The 17,221-nt window shown below is 60.0% G+C and carries 19 protein-coding genes; 18 read left to right on the top strand and 1 reads right to left on the bottom strand.

The window, feature by feature from the left end; all coding sequences use genetic code 11:
* Genes flhB through K3767_RS08340 form a run of 16 tightly spaced genes read left to right on the top strand, consistent with a single transcriptional unit; the run spans position 1 to position 14,558 of the window.
* The gene (gene flhB, locus K3767_RS08415) at positions 1-1,068 is read left to right on the top strand and encodes a flagellar biosynthesis protein FlhB (protein WP_221173144.1); all 1,068 of its coding nucleotides are present in this window, start codon (positions 1-3) and stop codon (positions 1,066-1,068) included.
* Positions 1,068-3,152: a flagellar biosynthesis protein FlhA gene (flhA, locus tag K3767_RS08410; protein WP_221173143.1), complete on the top strand. Its 2,085-nt coding sequence runs from the start codon at positions 1,068-1,070 to the stop codon at positions 3,150-3,152. The genes flhB and flhA overlap by 1 nt, the downstream gene beginning before the upstream one ends.
* Positions 3,142-4,104: a hypothetical protein gene (locus K3767_RS08405; RefSeq protein ID WP_221173142.1), complete on the top strand. Its 963-nt coding sequence runs from the start codon at positions 3,142-3,144 to the stop codon at positions 4,102-4,104. The genes flhA and K3767_RS08405 overlap by 11 nt, the downstream gene beginning before the upstream one ends.
* A gap of 24 nt (positions 4,105-4,128) precedes the next feature.
* The gene (locus tag K3767_RS08400; protein WP_221173141.1) at positions 4,129-4,926 is read left to right on the top strand and encodes a MinD/ParA family protein; all 798 of its coding nucleotides are present in this window, start codon (positions 4,129-4,131) and stop codon (positions 4,924-4,926) included.
* Positions 4,896-5,669 (top strand): FliA/WhiG family RNA polymerase sigma factor, encoded by a 774-nt coding sequence (locus tag K3767_RS08395; protein ID WP_255592364.1) that lies wholly within the window; start codon positions 4,896-4,898, stop codon positions 5,667-5,669. Before K3767_RS08400 ends, K3767_RS08395 begins: the two co-directional genes overlap by 31 nt.
* A 12-nt stretch (positions 5,670-5,681) precedes the next feature.
* Entirely contained in the window at positions 5,682-6,065 is a 384-nt protein-coding gene (locus K3767_RS08390; protein ID WP_221173140.1) for a chemotaxis response regulator CheY, read from the top strand.
* A 2-nt stretch (positions 6,066-6,067) separates the two neighbouring features.
* On the top strand, positions 6,068-6,835 hold the full coding sequence (locus K3767_RS08385; protein ID WP_221173139.1) for a flagellar basal body-associated FliL family protein: 768 nt from the start codon (positions 6,068-6,070) through the stop codon (positions 6,833-6,835).
* A gap of 13 nt (positions 6,836-6,848) precedes the next feature.
* Positions 6,849-7,028, top strand: coding sequence for a hypothetical protein (locus K3767_RS08380; RefSeq protein WP_221173138.1), 180 nt, complete (start codon positions 6,849-6,851; stop codon positions 7,026-7,028).
* Positions 7,025-7,408 carry a hypothetical protein gene (locus K3767_RS08375; protein WP_221173137.1) on the top strand — a complete coding sequence of 128 codons (384 nt, stop codon included), beginning with the start codon at positions 7,025-7,027 and terminating at the stop codon, positions 7,406-7,408. Before K3767_RS08380 ends, K3767_RS08375 begins: the two co-directional genes overlap by 4 nt.
* The gene (locus K3767_RS08370; RefSeq protein WP_221173136.1) at positions 7,405-8,235 is read left to right on the top strand and encodes a hypothetical protein; all 831 of its coding nucleotides are present in this window, start codon (positions 7,405-7,407) and stop codon (positions 8,233-8,235) included. The genes K3767_RS08375 and K3767_RS08370 overlap by 4 nt, the downstream gene beginning before the upstream one ends.
* Positions 8,236-8,284: 49 nt before the next feature.
* Complete coding sequence (locus tag K3767_RS08365) at positions 8,285-8,656, top strand: PleD family two-component system response regulator (protein WP_221173135.1); 372 nt, start codon at positions 8,285-8,287, stop codon at positions 8,654-8,656.
* Positions 8,656-9,708 carry a chemotaxis response regulator protein-glutamate methylesterase gene (locus tag K3767_RS08360; RefSeq protein ID WP_221173134.1) on the top strand — a complete coding sequence of 351 codons (1,053 nt, stop codon included), beginning with the start codon at positions 8,656-8,658 and terminating at the stop codon, positions 9,706-9,708. The genes K3767_RS08365 and K3767_RS08360 overlap by 1 nt, the downstream gene beginning before the upstream one ends.
* Positions 9,705-10,523 carry a protein-glutamate O-methyltransferase CheR gene (locus K3767_RS08355; RefSeq protein ID WP_221173133.1) on the top strand — a complete coding sequence of 273 codons (819 nt, stop codon included), beginning with the start codon at positions 9,705-9,707 and terminating at the stop codon, positions 10,521-10,523. Before K3767_RS08360 ends, K3767_RS08355 begins: the two co-directional genes overlap by 4 nt.
* A gap of 12 nt (positions 10,524-10,535) precedes the next feature.
* Complete coding sequence (locus K3767_RS08350) at positions 10,536-13,181, top strand: chemotaxis protein CheW (RefSeq protein ID WP_221173132.1); 2,646 nt, start codon at positions 10,536-10,538, stop codon at positions 13,179-13,181.
* Complete coding sequence (locus K3767_RS08345) at positions 13,178-14,110, top strand: DnaJ C-terminal domain-containing protein (protein ID WP_221173131.1); 933 nt, start codon at positions 13,178-13,180, stop codon at positions 14,108-14,110. The genes K3767_RS08350 and K3767_RS08345 overlap by 4 nt, the downstream gene beginning before the upstream one ends.
* The gene (locus K3767_RS08340) at positions 14,085-14,558 is read left to right on the top strand and encodes a chemotaxis protein CheW (RefSeq protein WP_221173130.1); all 474 of its coding nucleotides are present in this window, start codon (positions 14,085-14,087) and stop codon (positions 14,556-14,558) included. Before K3767_RS08345 ends, K3767_RS08340 begins: the two co-directional genes overlap by 26 nt.
* Here the strand turns inward: K3767_RS08340 and K3767_RS08335 are convergent.
* A complete protein-coding gene (locus K3767_RS08335; RefSeq protein ID WP_221173129.1) occupies positions 14,543-15,142 on the bottom strand; it encodes an HNH endonuclease in 600 nt (199 codons plus the stop codon). The two genes, K3767_RS08340 and K3767_RS08335, sit on opposite strands and share 16 nt — an antisense overlap.
* A 48-nt stretch (positions 15,143-15,190) precedes the next feature.
* On the opposite strand from K3767_RS08335, the gene K3767_RS08330 reads away from it, so the two are divergent.
* Both K3767_RS08330 and ychF read left to right on the top strand, forming a co-directional pair.
* A complete protein-coding gene (locus K3767_RS08330; RefSeq protein ID WP_221173128.1) occupies positions 15,191-16,045 on the top strand; it encodes a hypothetical protein in 855 nt (284 codons plus the stop codon).
* Position 16,046: 1 nt separating this feature from the next.
* On the top strand, positions 16,047-17,156 hold the full coding sequence (ychF, locus tag K3767_RS08325) for a redox-regulated ATPase YchF (protein ID WP_221173127.1): 1,110 nt from the start codon (positions 16,047-16,049) through the stop codon (positions 17,154-17,156).
* Positions 17,157-17,221 lie beyond the last annotated feature (65 nt).

Below are 17,221 nucleotides of genomic sequence, written 5' to 3'. Positions count from 1 at the left end.
TTGCCCGAGGAAACCCTTCAGGAGAGAACCGAGGAGCCCACCCCGCGAAGGCGGGAGGAGGCCCGCAAGCGGGGTCAGGTGGCCCGCAGCCGTGAGGTGGCCTCGGTGGCGGTCCTCGGGGGGAGCGTCCTGGGCTTTATCCTGGCCGGGGGGTTCCTGTTTCTCCAGATACGGATGGCCCTGGAGTTCTTTCTGGGGATCCCCTTTCGCACGCTTGAGCTTCCCGAGGCCTACCTCTCCTTGAAGTACGCCCTGGAATACGGCGCCCTGGGGCTGGCCCCCTTCCTGCTGATCGTGACGCTGGTCGCCTTCCTGGCGCACTTCCTTCAGACCGGAGGGGTGGCGGCCTGGGAGGCCCTGGCCCCAAAGGCCGAGCGCATCAACCCCGTGGAAGGATTTAAACGGCTCTTCTCCCTTCCGGCCCTGGTGGAGCTCGTCAAGTCCCTGGCCAAGATCGTCATTATTTCGACGGTGGCCTATCTGGTTATTCGTAAAAAGCTGGAGTTTCTCCTCAATCTCACCGGGGAAGATCTGCGGACCATGGCTGCGGCCCTTTATTTCCTCTCCCGGGATCTGGTCCTGAAATTGCTTATGGCTCTTGCGGTGCTGGCCGTGCTGGACTTCTTCTTTCAGCGCTGGGATGTGGAGAGGAAGCTGCGCATGACCCGGGAGGAACTCAAGGAAGAATTGAAACAGACCGAGGGAGATCCCCTGGTGCGTTCCCGGATCCGGCAGCTCCAGCGGGAGATGGCTCGCAGACGCATGATGGCCGAGGTACCCAAGGCCGATGTGGTGATCACCAACCCGGAACATGTGGCCGTGGCCCTGCGGTACGAGATCGGGAAGATGCCCGCACCGGAGCTGGTGGCCAAGGGGCAGGGGCTTCTGGCTCAAAAAATAAAGGAAGTCGCCCGGGAGGCCGGGGTGCCCGTGGTGGAGGATCCTCCGCTGGCCCGGCTCATCTACGCCCGGGTGGAGGTGGGAGAGTACATCCCCGAGGACCTCTACCAGGCCGTGGCCGAGGTCCTGGCCTATGTTTACCGCCTGAAAGGTAAGAGGATTTCCTGATGGCGGAGGGAACGCTGACCCTGAAGCGATATTTCGATCCCGGAAACGCGGTGGTGGCCGCGGGGGTGGTGGGACTCCTTACCATCATGGTCTTTCCTGTACCCCGGGGCCTTATGGACATCTTTCTGGCCCTGAGTTTCACCGTCTCCCTCACCATCCTCCTCATGTCCATGTACATTCAAAAACCCCTGGACTTCACCGCTTTTCCCGCTCTTCTTCTGGTGACCACCCTTTACCGGCTATCCCTCAACATTGCCACCACCCGTCTCATTCTCCTGCACGGGCACGAGGGGCCTTACGCCGCCGGGCGGGTGATCATGAGTTTCGGGCAGTTCGTGGTGGGCGGAAACTATGTGGTGGGGGCCATAGTCTTTGCCATTCTGGTGATCATCAACTTCGTGGTGATCACCAAGGGAGCCGGGCGCATCGCCGAGGTGGCCGCCCGTTTTACCCTGGACGCCATGCCCGGCAAACAGATGGCCATCGACGCGGACCTCAACGCGGGACTCATCGACGAGGCCGAGGCCCGGCGCCGTCGGGAGGAGATTCGCAAGGAGGCCGAGTTCTACGGGGCCATGGACGGAGCCAGCAAGTTCGTGCGCGGGGAGGCCGTGGCCGGTCTCATCATCACCAGCATCAACATCGTGGCCGGGCTGGTGATCGGAGTGCTTCAGAAGGGACTACCCCTCTCCGAGGCGGCCAAGTCCTACACCCTGCTCACCATCGGTGACGGGCTGGTCTCGCAGATTCCGGCCCTCATCGTCTCCACCTCGGCGGGTATCATCGTGAGCCGGGCGGCCTCGGAGTCCGGCATGGGCCGGGACTTCGCCCGACAGTTTGCGGCCCGTCCCGAGGCCCTGGCCATGGCCGCGGTGGCGGTCTTCTTCGTGGGGCTGCTGCCCGGTCTTCCCACCCTTCCCTTTACCGTGCTGGCCTTCGGGGTGGGAGGGCTGGCCTACATTTCCTACCGTCTGAAAAGGGAACTCCCCCCGGAGGAGAAACCCGAGGAGGCCCCGGAGGCCCCCGCCCCGGCGGAGGAGATCGAGCAGCTCCTGCCTCTGGATCTCCTGAGTCTCGAGATCGGCTACGCCCTCATTCCTCTGGTGGACGAAACGCAGGGAGGAGATCTCCTCGAAAGGATCAAGAACCTCCGTAAGCAGTTTGCCCTGGAGATGGGGGTGGTGATCCCCCCCATTCATGTGCGGGATAACCTACAGCTGAAACCGGCGGAGTATGTGATTCTGATAAAGGGGGTGGAGGTGGCCCGGGGTGAGGTCCTCCCGGGGCATCTCCTGGCCATGTCTCAGGAGGAGAAGCCTCCGGAGATAGAGGGGGCCATCCCCACCCGGGAGCCGGCCTTCGGGCTTCCGGCCTGCTGGATCCCGGAGGACAAAAAGGACCAGGCCGAGGCCGCCGGCTACATCGTGGTCAATCTGTCCACGGTGATCGTGACCCACTTTGCCGAGGTGATCAAGCGTCACGCGGAGGAGTTGCTCACCCGTCAGGAGGTCCAGAAACTCCTGGACGGTCTCTCCCGCCAGTATCCCAAGGTGGTGGAGGAGGCCCTCAATGTGGTGAACCTCGGGGTGGTGCAGAAGGTCCTTCAGAATCTGGTTCGGGAGGGTATTTCCATACGGGATCTCCTTACCGTTATGGAGACCCTGGCCGACTACGGGGAGCGGATAAAGGATCCGGACACCCTCACGGAATATGTGCGTCAGAGGTTATCGCGGGTCATCGTCAAACCCTATCTGGATTCTTCGGGTAAGCTCTATGTAGCTGCGGTGGGGGAGGACATCGAGGAGGTCCTGCGCAAATCCCTCCAGCGCACCGCCGAGGGCACCTTTCTCATGATCGAGCCCCGGGTGGGAAGCCGCATCGTGGCGGCCCTGAGCCAGGCGGCGGAAAGGATGACCCGCGCCGGGAAACAACCCGTGTTCCTGGCCACCCCCACGGTGCGGCGTCACCTGCGGCGCCTCGTGGAACGGAGTATTCCCCAGGCGGCGGTGCTTTCGCATGCCGAGATTCCCGCGGAGGTTACCGTGGAAATCGTGGAGACGGTGAGGTTGGGCCGTGAGGATTAAGCGTTTTCGCGGGGAAAATGCCCTGGAGGTCCTGGCCCGGGTCAAGGAGGAGCTCGGTGAGGAGGCCCTGGTTCTTTCCTCTAAACGGGTGGAGGAGGGAGGCCGGATCCTTTACGAGATCGTGGCCGCGGTGGATCGGGAACCCTTAGAGGAGAACCCCGGGGCCCGGGAGAATTCCAATGGGTACCTGGAGGACCTCCGGGAGGAGCTTTCGGAAATAAAGGCCCTCTTGCGGCAGGCCCTTTCCGGAAATCTTGCCGCGGGTCGTTATTTGAAATTACTCGAGGTCGGGGTGCCTCCACGGATAGCCTCCGAAATGGAGGATCCCGTGCGGTGGATTCGGGAGCGAGTGGCCCGGAGGAAGGCCTCGCCGCTTTCCCGCCGTCTGATCTTCGTGGGGCCGGCCGGATCCGGAAAGACCAGCACGGTCTTCAAGGTGGCGGCCTGGTTCAGGTATCGAAAGGGACAGAGGGTCCGGGTGGTGGCCCTTAATCGTCACCGTATAGGGGCACACTCGGAAGCCCTGCGACTGGGTGAATTGCTGGAAATACCGGTTCACGCGGCGCTGCCCCAGGAAGCGCCCCCGGAGGAGATCCTACTGGTGGATACCCCGGGGTGGGGCTCCGGTTTCGGACCGGAGGAGCTCGAAGATCTTCTGGACAGAATACCCGGGGCGCGGCTTCAGGCGGTCCTGAACGCGGCCGAGCATCCCCTGGGACTCGAACGATTCCTGGGGGAGCTCCGGAGATATCCGGTGGAGGGGGTGGTCCTCACCCGGGTGGATCGTCTGGTGAGCGGGCTGCCCCTTACCTTTCTTCTTGAGGATGAGGCCGTGGAGATAAGTTTCGTCTCCTCCGGCCCCCGGGTACCCGAGGATCTGGCCCGGGCCACCCCGGAGGTTCTGGAGAGGATTTTTATGCGTGGGCTTAATGGGCTTTATGAATTAAAATAGATTTGCGAAATAAGGAGGGACCGGATGCGGATCCTTTCGGTATCGAGCGGAAAGGGCGGGGTAGGGAAGACCAATCTCGTGGCCAATCTGGCTCTGGCTCTTGAAAAGAAGGGTTATCACACCCTGATTTTCGATGCCGACCTGGGACTGGCCAACATCGATGTCCTCCTGGGACTGGCCCCCGAAAGGGACATACGCCATGTCCTTTCCGGAGAGTGCACCCTCAAGGACATTCTTATCAAAACCCCTTACGGGTTCGAGGTCATTCCGGCCAGCTCCGGAGTGGTAGAATTGACCCGTCTCGATCCTTCCGAGAAGATGGCTCTCAAGGATCAATTCGAGGAGGTTTCACGGGGGGTGGACTTTTTCATTTTCGACCTGGGGGCCGGGATTTCCGACAATGTGCTCTTTTTTAACCTGGTGGCTCAGGAAAGGATCGTCATAACCACCCCTGAGCCCACGGCCATGGCCGACGCCTACGCCCTGATCAAGCTTCTTTTTCTCCGTCATCAGGTTAAGCGGGTCTATCTGCTGGTGAACATGGTAAAGGATGAGAGGGAGGGCAAAGCCGTTTATCAGCAAATCGCCCAGGTGGTGGAGCGTTTCCTGGGACCGGTGGGGCTTACCTATCTGGGGGCCCTTCGGAGTGATCCCTGCGTGGCTAAGGCGGTGCGCCGGCAGGAACCTTTTCTGGAGGTCTATCCCGAGGCCTCGGTCAGCCAGGATTTGAGCAGGATCTGTGAAAAACTTCTCAGGTTAAAACCCAAATCCGAAGGAGGATTAGAGGCCCTGTGGTCTCAAAGCTTCCGGGCTACCTCATGAAAAGCTATCTGCAGAAGACCCCCGAGGAACTGGTTTTTGAGCACCTGTCCCTGGTAAAATATTTAGCCTTACGCCTGGCCGGACGGCTTCCCCCCACCCTCGATGTGGAGGATCTTATTTCGGCGGGGATAGTGGGGCTGATCGAGGCGGCCCGGCGCTTTGATCCCAAACGCAACATTCAATTCAAGACCTTTGCGGAGTTTCGCATCCGGGGAGCCATGCTGGACGAATTGCGCACCCTGGACTGGGTTCCCCGGTCGGTCAAAGAGAAGGCCGCCCGGCTGGAAAAGGTGCTTGCGGAGCTCGAAAACAGGCTGGGACGGCCGCCCGACGACGAGGAGGTGGCCCGGGAACTCGGTGTCTCCCTGGAGGAATACTATCGTTTGCTCGATGAAGTAAGGGGGATTACCTTCATCGATGTGGAGGCCCTACGGCGAAAGCTCGAGGATGCGGAGGATCTTGATCTCGCCGATTTTCTGGCCGACTCTGAAGAAAACGACCCCTTTGAGAAACTGGGCTGGAAGGAGCTGGGGGAGGCCCTGACTCAGGTCATATCCGAATTGCCCGAAAAGGAAAGATTGGTTATAACCCTGTATTATTACGAGGGGTTGACCATGAAGGAGATCGGCCGGGTTTTGGGCTACACCGAAAGTCGTATTTCCCAGCTCCACAGCAAGGCCCTGCTCAGACTGAGGGCCAAACTAAAGGAGCGCCTGGGCGAAAACTACACAGATTTACTTTAAGGAGGTGGAGTCATGCCGCTTGATCCGAACATGAGAATCCTGGTGGTGGACGACTTTGCGACCATGAGGAAGATCATCAAAAACATCCTTTCTCAGCTTGGATTTAAGAACATAATCGAGGCCGACGACGGCACTACGGCCTGGGAGATCCTCCAGAAGGAACCCGTGGACCTCATCATTTCCGACTGGAACATGCCCAAGATGAGTGGTCTCGAGCTTCTCAAGAAGGTCCGTGCGGACGAGAAACTGAAGGATACGCCCTTTCTCATGGTTACGGCGGAGGCCCAGAAGGAAAACATTATTGAGGCGGCCAAGTACAAGGTGAGCCAGTACATCGTTAAGCCGTTTACACCGGAGACGCTTAAAGAGAAGCTGGAGAAGATCTTCGGAGGTTAGGGGTGGCCGAGGAAGCGAAAAAGGAAGGGGAGGAGACGGCTCCCCAGGAGGAGATAACGCCTCGGGAGGAGGCCGTCTCCGGCCAAGAGACTTCGTCCGAGGCGGAGATTCCTGGGGAGGTGAAAACTCCGGGGGACGAGGGAGCTCGCGGGGAACCCCTTCCAGAAGGGGCGGAGATCCCCGAACCCGAGGAGAGGCCGGAAGAACTGATCCGGGCTCTCGAGTCCGAGGAGGGGGAGGGAGTTCCTTCTCCGGAGAAGCCCTCACGCCGGGGTCTTTTTCTGCTGGTGGCGGGCATTCTGGCCTCTCTTGCCGGTATCGGGGCGGGGGCTTATGTGCTCTGGAATCTCGTATCCGGAAAGTCCGTGACGGTTTCGGAGACCCCAGTCTCTTCTTACGGCAAAACGGCTGTTTCCCCGGCTTCCCGGGGCCCCCTGGGGACCATGCCCCTTGAAGTGCGACCGGAGCATGTTCTGGTGCTGAAGCACTTCCTGATTCCCCTTCAGAGCGAGGGCGGGGCCCCGGTTTTCATAAAGGCCTCGGTGGTGCTGTACTTTCGCAGTCAGAAGGAGGTGCTCAAGGCCAGAAAACTGGAAAATCCCCTCCGGGGGGTGATTTACGAGACCTTTAAGAACATTCCCTTTTACTACTGGCGGAGTCCGGAAGGCGTCAAGCGCATAAAACAGGCTCTGCTAAAGGCCCTGAGAGAACGAGCCCCCGAGGACTTAAGGGTAAGCGATGTGGAGGTTACCGGATACATTCTTGAGTGAGCGGGGTTTTTAGATGCCCGAAAGGGTGGATCGTCCGGCCGGCATAACTCCTCTCCTGCCTCCGGTGGAATCGGAGAAGCGGCGTCACGATAGGAGGCCGCCGGAAAAGAAAAAGCCCTCCCGGCCCTCTTCCGAATCCCCCTCCAGGAAGAAGGAAAAGGACCGAGAAGGGCACATAGACATAACGATATGACCCCCCAGGAATATCTCGTTCTACAGATCGTGCTGGACGCTTTACTCTTTCTGCTGGTGCTTTTTTTGCTCTGGCGTTTCCGGAAGATCAGAACCGTTCAGGATCTGGACGCTCGCCTGGCCGTTCTGGAGAAACTTTCCGCGGATCTGGCCCGATATGTGGAAGAGGAAAAACGCCTTTACGAACGCCTGCGGAGGGCCCTTGAGGCCGGGGCCCGGGCCTGGGAGCACGGTGGCCGGGATCGAGGCAGGCTCAGGGAGGAAGTGCTTCGGGCCTGGCGTGAGGGAGGTTCCGTTTCGGAGATCGCCCGGAAGTTTTCCCTTTCCGAGGGCGAGGTGGAACTCCTTATTTCTCTGGAAAGATTTAAGGAGAATGCATGAGGGTTGCCCTTCCGGCCCCGGTCACCTATCTTCCTGAGAGTCTCTTTTCCCTTCTGGGACAGCCGGGGCGGGAACTTACGGTGCGGGTGGTGGAAGTGGAGGGCAAGACGCTCACGCTTGAGACCGGAGGAGAACGCTTTCAGGCCCGGTTGGCCGGAAGTCTCCTTCCGGCGGATTTCCGTGCCGGGGCCACGGTAAGGGTGCGGGTCCTTTCCGCCGGTCCACCGGTGCTCCTGCAACTGGTGGAGGGGCCCGGGATAGGACGGGCGGAGGAGAAGTTGACCGGGCTACTTCAATTTCTTCAGGGAAGGGCTGTGGCCGTTTCCGGAAAGCTTCCCGCGGTCTCCGAACGACCGGCCCCGGAAACCCTTGCGGGATTTCTGGTGCACCTTCTTTCCGAGAAAACCGAGGAGGGTGAGGAAAAACATCCTGTGGGGGGACGAAGAGAGGCTCCTTCCCCGCACGAGGAGGCCGTGCTTCTTCGCTTCTGGCGGGAGGGACAGATGGTGCTTCCCTTCTTTTTCGCGGATCGCTTTTCTTGGGGGTTCCTTGAGGTTGGAAGGGAAGAGGACATCGAAGGAGGGGAAAGGTTTTTCTATGTGCGTGTCTTCCTTTCCGAACTGGGTCTTATGGAGGCCTTCATCCGGAGTTCGGCGGAAAGAATTTTACGGGTAAACTTTTTTTTCTCCCGGGACGAAGCCCTGAATCTGGCCCGGAAGGAGGTTCTGGAGTTGCGCCGCGAGCTTGCGGAACGGGGATTCTGGCCGGAGATAACACTGGAACGGAGTTATTACGAGCCGGGAATCATCCTGGCCAGGGAAGGATAGGGATGGTATTTGAGAAGGACCAAACCCCGGGACCGGTAAGGGGGGAGAGATGAAAGCCCTGGTGGTGGACGACTCCAAATCCATCAGACAGATCGAGAGGAAGTATCTTGAGGAGATGGGTTTTACCGTGGTGGAGGCGGAAAACGGGGAGCAGGCCTTGGAGCGGCTCAAGGAGAATCCGGATGTGCGTCTCATCATTCTGGACTGGCACATGCCGGTGATGAACGGCTACGAGTTCCTGAAGACCGTTCGGGCCAACCCGGAGTGGAACGACATCAAGATCATGATGGTGACCACGGAAAACCAGCAGAAGAGCGTAATTGACGCTATAATGGCCGGGGCCAACGAGTACCTCATGAAGCCCTTCGATAGGGAGATGCTGGAGACCAAGATCAGATTTCTTCTGGAGGAGTCCTTCTGATGATCAAGGTTCTCATCGTGGACGACTCCCCGGTGATAAGGCGGCTCCTTTCGGAGGCACTCTCCAGGGAGCCGGACCTTCAGGTGGTGGGGCAGGCGCGGGACGGGCGCGAGGCGGTGGAGCTGGCCCGCGCCCTTCGTCCGGATGTGATCACGCTGGACATAGAGATGCCGGTCATGGACGGTCTTTCCGCCCTGAGGGAGATCCGCCGTCTGGTGCCTCGAACGAAGGTGATCATGTTTTCCACTCTCACCGAGAAGGGGGCGAAGGAGACGCTCGAGGCCCTTTCCCTGGGGGCCTTCGACTTCGTGACCAAGCCCAAAGGGGGGTCCCTCACCGACAGCCTGCACCGCATTCGGGAGGAGCTCGTGCCGAAGATCCGGGCCGCGGTGCCGGCGGCGAGGGCCCCGGTGCTCCCCCGTCCGCCGAAGCCGCCGGTCTTCAGGCCGGCTCTCCTTCGTCCCGGGGTCTATTCGGTGGTGGGCATAGGGGTTTCCACCGGAGGGCCGCGGGCCCTCATGGAGGTGATCCCGCGGCTTCCGGCCACCTTCCCGGTGCCCATACTCATCGTGCAGCACATGCCTCCGCTTTTCACCACCCAGCTGGCTCAGAACCTGAACAACCGCTCGAGCCTGAGGGTGAAGGAGGCCACCCAGGGCGAGCCCCTGCTCAAGGGGGTGGTTTACATAGCCCCCGGCGACTACCACATGGAGGTGCGTGCTTCAGGGCGGACCAAGCACATACACCTCCATCAGGGGCCCCCGGAAAACGGCTGTCGTCCGGCGGTGGATCCGCTCTTCCGGTCGCTGGCCGAGGCTTACGGCGGCGGGGTGGTGGGGGTGGTCATGACCGGCATGGGCCACGACGGGCGTGAGGGAGCCCGTAAAATCAAGGAAAAAGGGGGGCTCGTCATCGCTCAGGACGAGAAGACCTCCACGGTTTACGGGATGCCCCGGGCCGTGGTGGAGGCGGGGCTGGCCGATCTGGTGCTTCCCCTTTCGGAGATTCCGCAAAAGTTGCAGGAGATTTTTCTGAGGAAGGGCAGGAGATGAAGCCGGAGATATTCAATTTTTTTACCATGCTGGTGGAACGAGCCAGCGGTATCTCCATAAAAAGCGGTAAGGAGTATCTTCTCCAGAGCCGTCTGGACGAACTGGCCCGCACGCTGGGCTATCGCGACCACGAGAAGCTTTACGAGGTGGCCCGGACCAAACTCACCCGCCAGCTTCTGGATCAGATCGTGGATGCCCTTACCACCAACGAGACTTACTTTTTCCGGGATCAGCATCCTTTCGAGACCCTGCGCAGGGTTATCATCCCGGAACTGAAGAAAAAACGGGAGAGGGAAAAGAGGCTTCGCTTCTGGTCCGCGGCCTGCTCCACCGGCCAGGAGCCCTACAGCCTTGCTATTTTACTCAGGGAATATTTCCCGGATCTGGTCAAGAGCTGGCACATCGAGATCCTGGCCTCGGACATCTCCGAGTCGGCTCTCAAGAAGGCCCGGGAGGGGGTTTACAATCAGATTGAGGTAAACCGGGGATTACCGGTTACTTTTCTGGTAAAATATTTTAAACAGGTAGCCGCGCACTGGAGGATTTCGGACGAGATCAGGAGGATGGTGACCTTCAAAAGAATTAATTTGGTGGAACCTTTTCCTGTGATGCACCAGTTCGATGTGATTCTCTGTCGCTATGTCCTTATTTATTTTTCCCAACCGATGAAAAAAAGGGTGTGGGAGAACCTCTGCCGGGCCCTGGCTCCGGGAGGATACATTCTTCTCGGGGCCACGGAGATACCGCCGGAACTTCCGGCGGACATGGAGAAAAAGGTCCTGGGCAAGACGGTCTGTTTTCGCAAAAAAGATTAGAAGGAGGGGGCCATGTCCTTTGAGGAGGATGTTCTCAAAGATTTCCTGGAGGAGGCCAAGGAAGGGCTTGAGAAGCTCGACGAGGAGTTCGTGGAGCTGGAACAGGACCCCACCAACACGGAGATCCTGAAGAGCATCTTCCGCACCATGCACACCCTGAAGGGTACGGCGGGCTTTTTCGGGTTCAAGACGCTGGAGGGGATCGCGCACTTCGCCGAGGACATCCTTTCGAAACTTCGCGACGGGCTGGTGGTGGCCGACGAGGAGATCATAGACATGTTGCTCCGTGCGGTGGATCACATCAAGGCCATCGTGGCCCACATTGAAGAGCACAAGCAGGAGCCGGTGGACGACACCTATCTCGATTTTCTGGTGACCCTGAGCAACTTTGCCGACAAGGTGGCCCGCCGGGCCAAGGGAGAGGCCGTGGAGGAAAAGCCCGCCGTGGCCGAGGAAGCCCCCCCTGCGGAGTCGAAGAAGGAGGAAAAAGAGGAGACGAAGGCCGGGGAAGAAGAGCCCAAGGAGAAGCCAGAAGAAAAGCCGACCGAGGAGAAAAAGGCCGAGGAGACCCGACCGGCTCCCGGGACTCCTCCCCGGAAGGAGGCTCCCAAGGCCCCGCCCCAGGTCACCCTCACGGAAACCCACATCCGCGTGGATGTAAAACTTCTCGATCACCTCATGAATCTGGCCGGGGAGCTGGTTCTGGCCCGGAATCGTCTGGTGCAGCTGGCCAATCAAAAGGTGGATTCCGAGCTCATGCAGGCCACCCAGACCCTCTCCCTGGTCACCACCGAGATGCAGGAAGCCATCATGAAGACCCGCATGCAGCCCATCGGGAATGTGTTCAACAAGTTCCCGAGAATCGTGCGGGATCTGGCCCGTTCCACCGGAAAGAAGGTGAATCTTCACATCGAGGGAGCGGACACCGAGCTGGATCGTTCTATTATCGAGGCCATCAAGGATCCCCTCACCCACCTGGTGCGTAACTCCATCGACCACGGGATCGAGCCTCCGGACGAGCGTACCCGGGTGGGCAAGCCCCCGGTGGGCACGCTGGTCATGCGGGCCTATCACGAGGGCGGCCAGGTCATCATCGAGATCGAGGACGACGGACGGGGCATAGACATCGAAAAGGTGAAGAAGAAAGCGGTGGAAAAGGGCATCATTACTCCCGAAGAGGCCGAGCGCATGAGCGATCACGAGGCCCTGAACCTCATCTTTCGGCCGGGTTTTTCCACTGCGGAAAAGGTTACCAACATCTCCGGCCGGGGCGTGGGCATGGATGTGGTCAAGACCAACATCGAACGCCTCGGTGGAAGCATCGAGATTCGGAGTGTCAAGGGTTCCGGCACCACGGTGCGCATCAAGATCCCCCTGACCCTGGCCATCGTTCCGGCCCTGATCGTGGTCTCCGGGGGCGAACGCTACGCCATTCCCCAGGTAAACCTCAAGGAGCTGGTTAACATTGAAAGCGAGGAGGAGATCCACAAGATCGGTTATTCCGAATTTTATCGTCTGCGCGGAAACATCATTCCCATAGTGCGACTCTCCAGGGTTCTGGGCCGGGAGGACGGTCAGGCCCGCAGCCTGGCCATCCTCACCAGCGGCACCATGGAGTTCGGGCTTCTGGTGGACGAGGTCCGGGACTCCGAGGAGATCGTGGTGAAACCCTTGGATCGGTTGCTCAAGGGGATCCCCATTTACGCCGGAGCCACCATCATGGGAGACGGGAAGGTGGCGCTGATCCTGGATGTGGTGGGGCTTTCCCGTCATGTGGGCTTCCGGGCCGAGGAGGCCCAGAAGACCCTGGAGGAGGAGAAAAAACGCGTCTCCACTCAGGAGACCCACTTCGTGCTCCTTTTCAATGTTAATCCGGCGGAGCAGTTCGCCATTCCCCTTTCCCTGGTCTCGCGGCTCGACAAGATCAGGGCCGAGGCCCTGGAGTATGTGGGGGGCAAGGAGGTGGTACAGTACAAGGGGAGGTCCGTTCCGGTCATCCGCCTGGAGAACTACCTTCCCATTCAGCCCCTTCCCGAGCAGGAGGAGTACAACCTGCTTCTTTTTGAGGAAGGCGGGAAGACGGTGGCCATTCTGGTCTCCCAGATCCTGGACAGCATCGAGACCGATCTGGAACTCCAGGAGGACATCTACAAGACCGAGGGTATTCTCGGCAATCGTATCATAAACGGAAAGACCACCATTTTCCTGGACATTTACAAGATTATCGAGATGTTCGATCCGGAGTGGTTCGTGCGGCCTCAGGTGGAGGAGGGCCGCCGGATCCTTTACGCCGAGGACTCCAGCTTTTACGCCCAGCTGGTGAAAAGTTATCTGGAGTCGGCGGGCTACGAGGTGGAGATCGCCGAGGACGGGCTTTCCGCCTGGGAGAAGTTACAGCACGAACGCTTTGATCTTCTCATAGCGGATATAGAGATGCCCCGGATGAACGGAATCGAGCTGGTGAAGAAGGTGCGGAGCGAGGAGCGATTCAGGGGGCTTCCCGTGATGGTCCTTACCAGCCTTTCCGGGGAAGACATTTATCGGAAGGCCAAGGAGGCGGGGGCCGACGAGTTTCAGACCAAGCTGGATCGGCAGGCGGTGGTCTCCGCGGTGGAGCGCTTGCTCAGTGAGGCTTCCGGGGAGGCGGCTGCGGCATGAAGCCGGATCCCTTCGAGGTGCTGGGAGTCTCGCCCCGGGCCGGATGGGAGGAGATTCGTCGGGCCTATCTGCGCCGGGTCAAGGACTGTCATCCGGACCGGGGCGGGGATCCGGAACGCTATCTGGCTCTTCAGGAGGCCTACGAGCGGCTGAGGGAAGCCTATCAGGCCCGTCGTCGGGTTCAGGTGGTCCGGGAGAGACCCGGACGGGGTGATTACTTTCTTTCTTTTATTGAATTAAGCATAAGGGAGGTGGCCCTGGGGGCGGAACGGTGGGTTAAGGTCCCGGACGAGCTGGTACCTTGCGAGTACTGCGGCGGGGGAGGCCTCGATCCCCGGGGGAAGAAGAAGGTGTGCGAGTGGTGCCGGGGCGAGGGACTTCTTGCCGAGTCCGGGGGAGTCTACCGTCACATCTGTCCCCGGTGCCGGGGCGAGGGGGAGATATGGCTTACTCCCTGTCCCCGGTGCCGGGGAAAGGGACAGATCCGGGGCGAGAAGGAGGTGCTGGTCACCATTCCTCCCGGGGTGCGGGAGGGGGATTTCCTTTTCCTTCCCAGATCCCCCGACGGTCCCGCGCTGGATGTGTTTCTGGAGGTCTTCGTCCAGAAGGACGACCGCTGGTTCCTTGAGGGGGAGGACCTGGTGTGCCGGGTGCCGGTGCCCTTCTGGAAGGCGGCACTGGGGGGGCGGGTGCGGGTGGAGCTCCTGGAGGGTGCCGAGGAGATCGAGATCCCCCGGGGTCTTCCCTCCGGAGCCAGGCTGGTGCTGAACCAGCGGGGTCCCTTTCATCCGGACGGTCGCCGGGGCAACCTCGTCCTTCAGTTCGAGATATGGTTTCCCGACGAGTATCCCCCGCAGGCCCTGAGCCTGCTTCATGAATTCTACAAAATAATGGAGGGGTGCCATGGCGGAGCTACCCGTAGCCAGTAGCGAGAGCAGGCCGGTGCTGGGTGAAGACACCCAAACCTTCGTAACCTTCTGGCTGGGAGAGTATCTTTTCGGTCTTCCCATATCCGAGGTAGTGGAGATCAATCGGAAGCTGGAGATCACTCCGGTCCCACTGGCTCCTCCCTACATCAAGGGGATCATCAATCTTCGGGGTCAGGTGCTCACCACCGTGGATCTGGCCGAGCGTATAGGGCTGCACCTGGAAGGGGCCCGGGCCTACAACCTTATCGTTAAGAACGAGGACGAGGAGCGGGTGAGCCTTCTGGTGGAAAGGATCGGAGACATTCTGGAGGTGCCCGCCAAGGATGTGGAGGAACCCCCGGAGCGGATCGAAGGGGTGGAACGGCGGTTCGTGCGCCATGTGTGTCAGCTTCCGGAAAGGCTCCTGGTCATTCTAAACATCAAAGAGGTGCTTCAGTCCTCGGGGTAGAGACCGGCAAAGTCCAGAAAGGGTTTCCACACCTCCCTCTTTTCCTCGGGGAACTTCTCCAGAAGAAAACTGTGCCACTTCGGGGGTTCGGGCTTCTTGAGAAGGCGCATCCCGGCCTCCTGGGGGGTGCGATCTCCCTTCTTCAGGTTGCACTTGCGGCAGCAGAGCACTACATTGGTCCACACGGTCTTCCCACCGCGGGAGCGGGGGATCACATGATCGATGGTGCGATCCCTGGGATTGCGCACGGACTTTCCGCAGTACTGGCAGGTGTAGTTGTCTCTCATGAAGAGGTTGGCCCGGTTGAAGACCACCTCCAGTTTGGGAAGCCGGTCGTATGTGGTGAGGTATATGGCCTCCGGGGCCACGATGGAGAGGGAGGGGCTGCGCACCAGACGCCCGTTGTCGTAAAAACGACTGGCCTCGATCCACTCCTCCAGAGTATGGGTGGTCCAGTCGGGGGTGATGACCTTGGCCGTGCCCTTGACCAGGTGGCAGATGGCCCGCAGCACGGTGGTGATCTGGATGGCCTGGTAGTACCTGTTGAGCACCAGAACTTTATCCTGAAGGATGTCCGCAGCCATTTTTTTCCCGAAAGGTAAGGGTTATAATTTTTTGAGAATATACCCCGGATGGCCAAGGATAAAAAGGCCGGAGGTAAGGTCATGCTTGAACCCCTCCTGAGACAGAAGGTGGAAAGAGTGGAATCGGCGGAGTTGCGGGAGATTTTGCTTTTTCTTCTGGAAGAGGTGCAGCGTTTGAGGGACGAGACCGGCCGTTCCCACGAGGTCCGTAAGCTGGATGAGATACTGACGAGGGTTGCCGGCAGGCAGGATCGTCTGGAGGAGGCGATGGCGGAGCTGGCGAAGGGGCAGAGGCGGCTTGAGGAGAGGCAGGATCGTCTGGAGGAGGCGATGGCGGAGCTGGCGAAGGGGCAGAGGCGGCTTGAGGAGAGGCAGGATCGTCTGGAGGAGAGACTGGATAAGCTTACCCGGGCGGTGCAGGATCTCACCGAGGCGGTGAAGAACACGCTGGCCCGGATGGAGGATCTGGATCGGGAGCATCGGGAGACCCGGTCGCGGCTCGAGGCCCTTTCGGACACCGTGGGTTACATCCTGGAGAACCGCGCCTATGTGGGACTCCCATCCATACTTAAGGAGAAGGAGGGGGTGGAGGTGGAGGGGCGGTTGATTCGGGAGTATGTGATTCTGGGAGGTCGGCTGGTACAGTTCAACATCATCGGGACCGGTCGGCGCAACGGGGAACGGGTTTACATCCTGGGGGAGGCCAAGGTGCGCCCCTCCAAGAGGGAGATTGAACGCTTCAACCGTATGGCTCTCCGGTTTGAGAAGGAGAAAGGGGTTCCGGTAATCAAGGTGCTCGTGGCTCACGACTTTCCCCGGGAGATAGAGGAGTACGCGCGAAAGAAGGGGATCCTTCCGGTCTGGTCTTACGAATTCGAGTGGCCTCGCTGGGAGCCCTTTTAGGATGACCCGCCTGGGGATAGTGGGTTTGCCCAACGCCGGGAAGTCCACCCTTTTTAACGCCCTGGTGCGCGGAGCCCGGGCCGAGGTCGCCGCCTACCCCTTCTGCACCATCGAGCCTAATGTGGGGGTGGTGGAGGTGCCGGACGAGGGGGTGAGGATCCTGGCGGAAAGGGAGGGAGCCGCGAGGGCCGTTCCGGCGGTGATCGAGTTCGTGGACATCGCCGGTCTGGTGCGTAACGCCAGTCGCGGTGAGGGACTGGGGAACCGGTTTCTGGCTCACATACGGGAGATGGATGCCCTGGTGATGGTCCTGCGCTGTTTCGAGGACGAAAGCGTTTCCCATGTGGAGGGCACGGTGGATCCGCTGCGGGATTTGGATATCCTGGAGCTCGAGCTCATCGCCAAGGACCTGGAGACCGTGGAGAGGAGGTGGTCCCGGGTGGAGAAGCCGGCCCGTTCCGGAGATCGCGATGCCCGTCGTGAGCTCGAACACCTCTCCCTCCTCCGGGAGATCCTCGAGCGTCCGGAACCCCTGCGGCGCCACCGAACCGGGCTTCCCGCGGATCTGGTGGCCTATGCCGAACGAACTCTCTTCCTCCTCACCCTGAAGCCGGTGCTCTGGGTGGCCAACATAGGGGAGGGGGACCTTCCCCGGGGGGAGAATAATCCTCTCCTGCGGTCCCTTTCCCGCCGGGCCGCCGGGGAGGGTGTGCCGCTCGTGACCCTCTGTGCGGAGCTCGAGGCCCAGCTGGCCGAGCTCCCCCCCGAAGAGGCCCGGGAGATGCTTTCCGCCTACGGTCTCGAACGCCCCGGACTGGAAATTCTGGTGGAGGAGGGCTACCGTCTCCTCGACCTCATCACCTTTTACACCGTGAACGAGAAGGAGGCCCGGGCGCGGACCGTTCCCCGCGGCACCACCGCCGTGGAGGCCGCGGCCGGGATCCACACCGATATGGCCCGGGGTTTCATCGCCGCCGAGGTTATAAACCTGCGGGACTACCTCCGCGTTTCCGGTCTCGCCGAGGCCCGCCACAGAGGGCTTCTGCGTCTGGAAGGCCGCGACTATGTTCTTTCCAACCGGGATATAGTCTATATTCGGTTTAATATCTAATTTTTTTTTTTTTTTTTTTTTTTTTTTTTTTTTTTTTTTTTTTTTTTTTTTTTTTTTTCAAAAAA

The organism is Thermosulfurimonas sp. F29 (genome assembly GCF_019688735.1).
Lineage (GTDB): Bacteria > Desulfobacterota > Thermodesulfobacteria > Thermodesulfobacteriales > Thermodesulfobacteriaceae > Thermosulfurimonas_A.
This window is presented reverse-complemented; position numbering and strand designations above follow the sequence as displayed.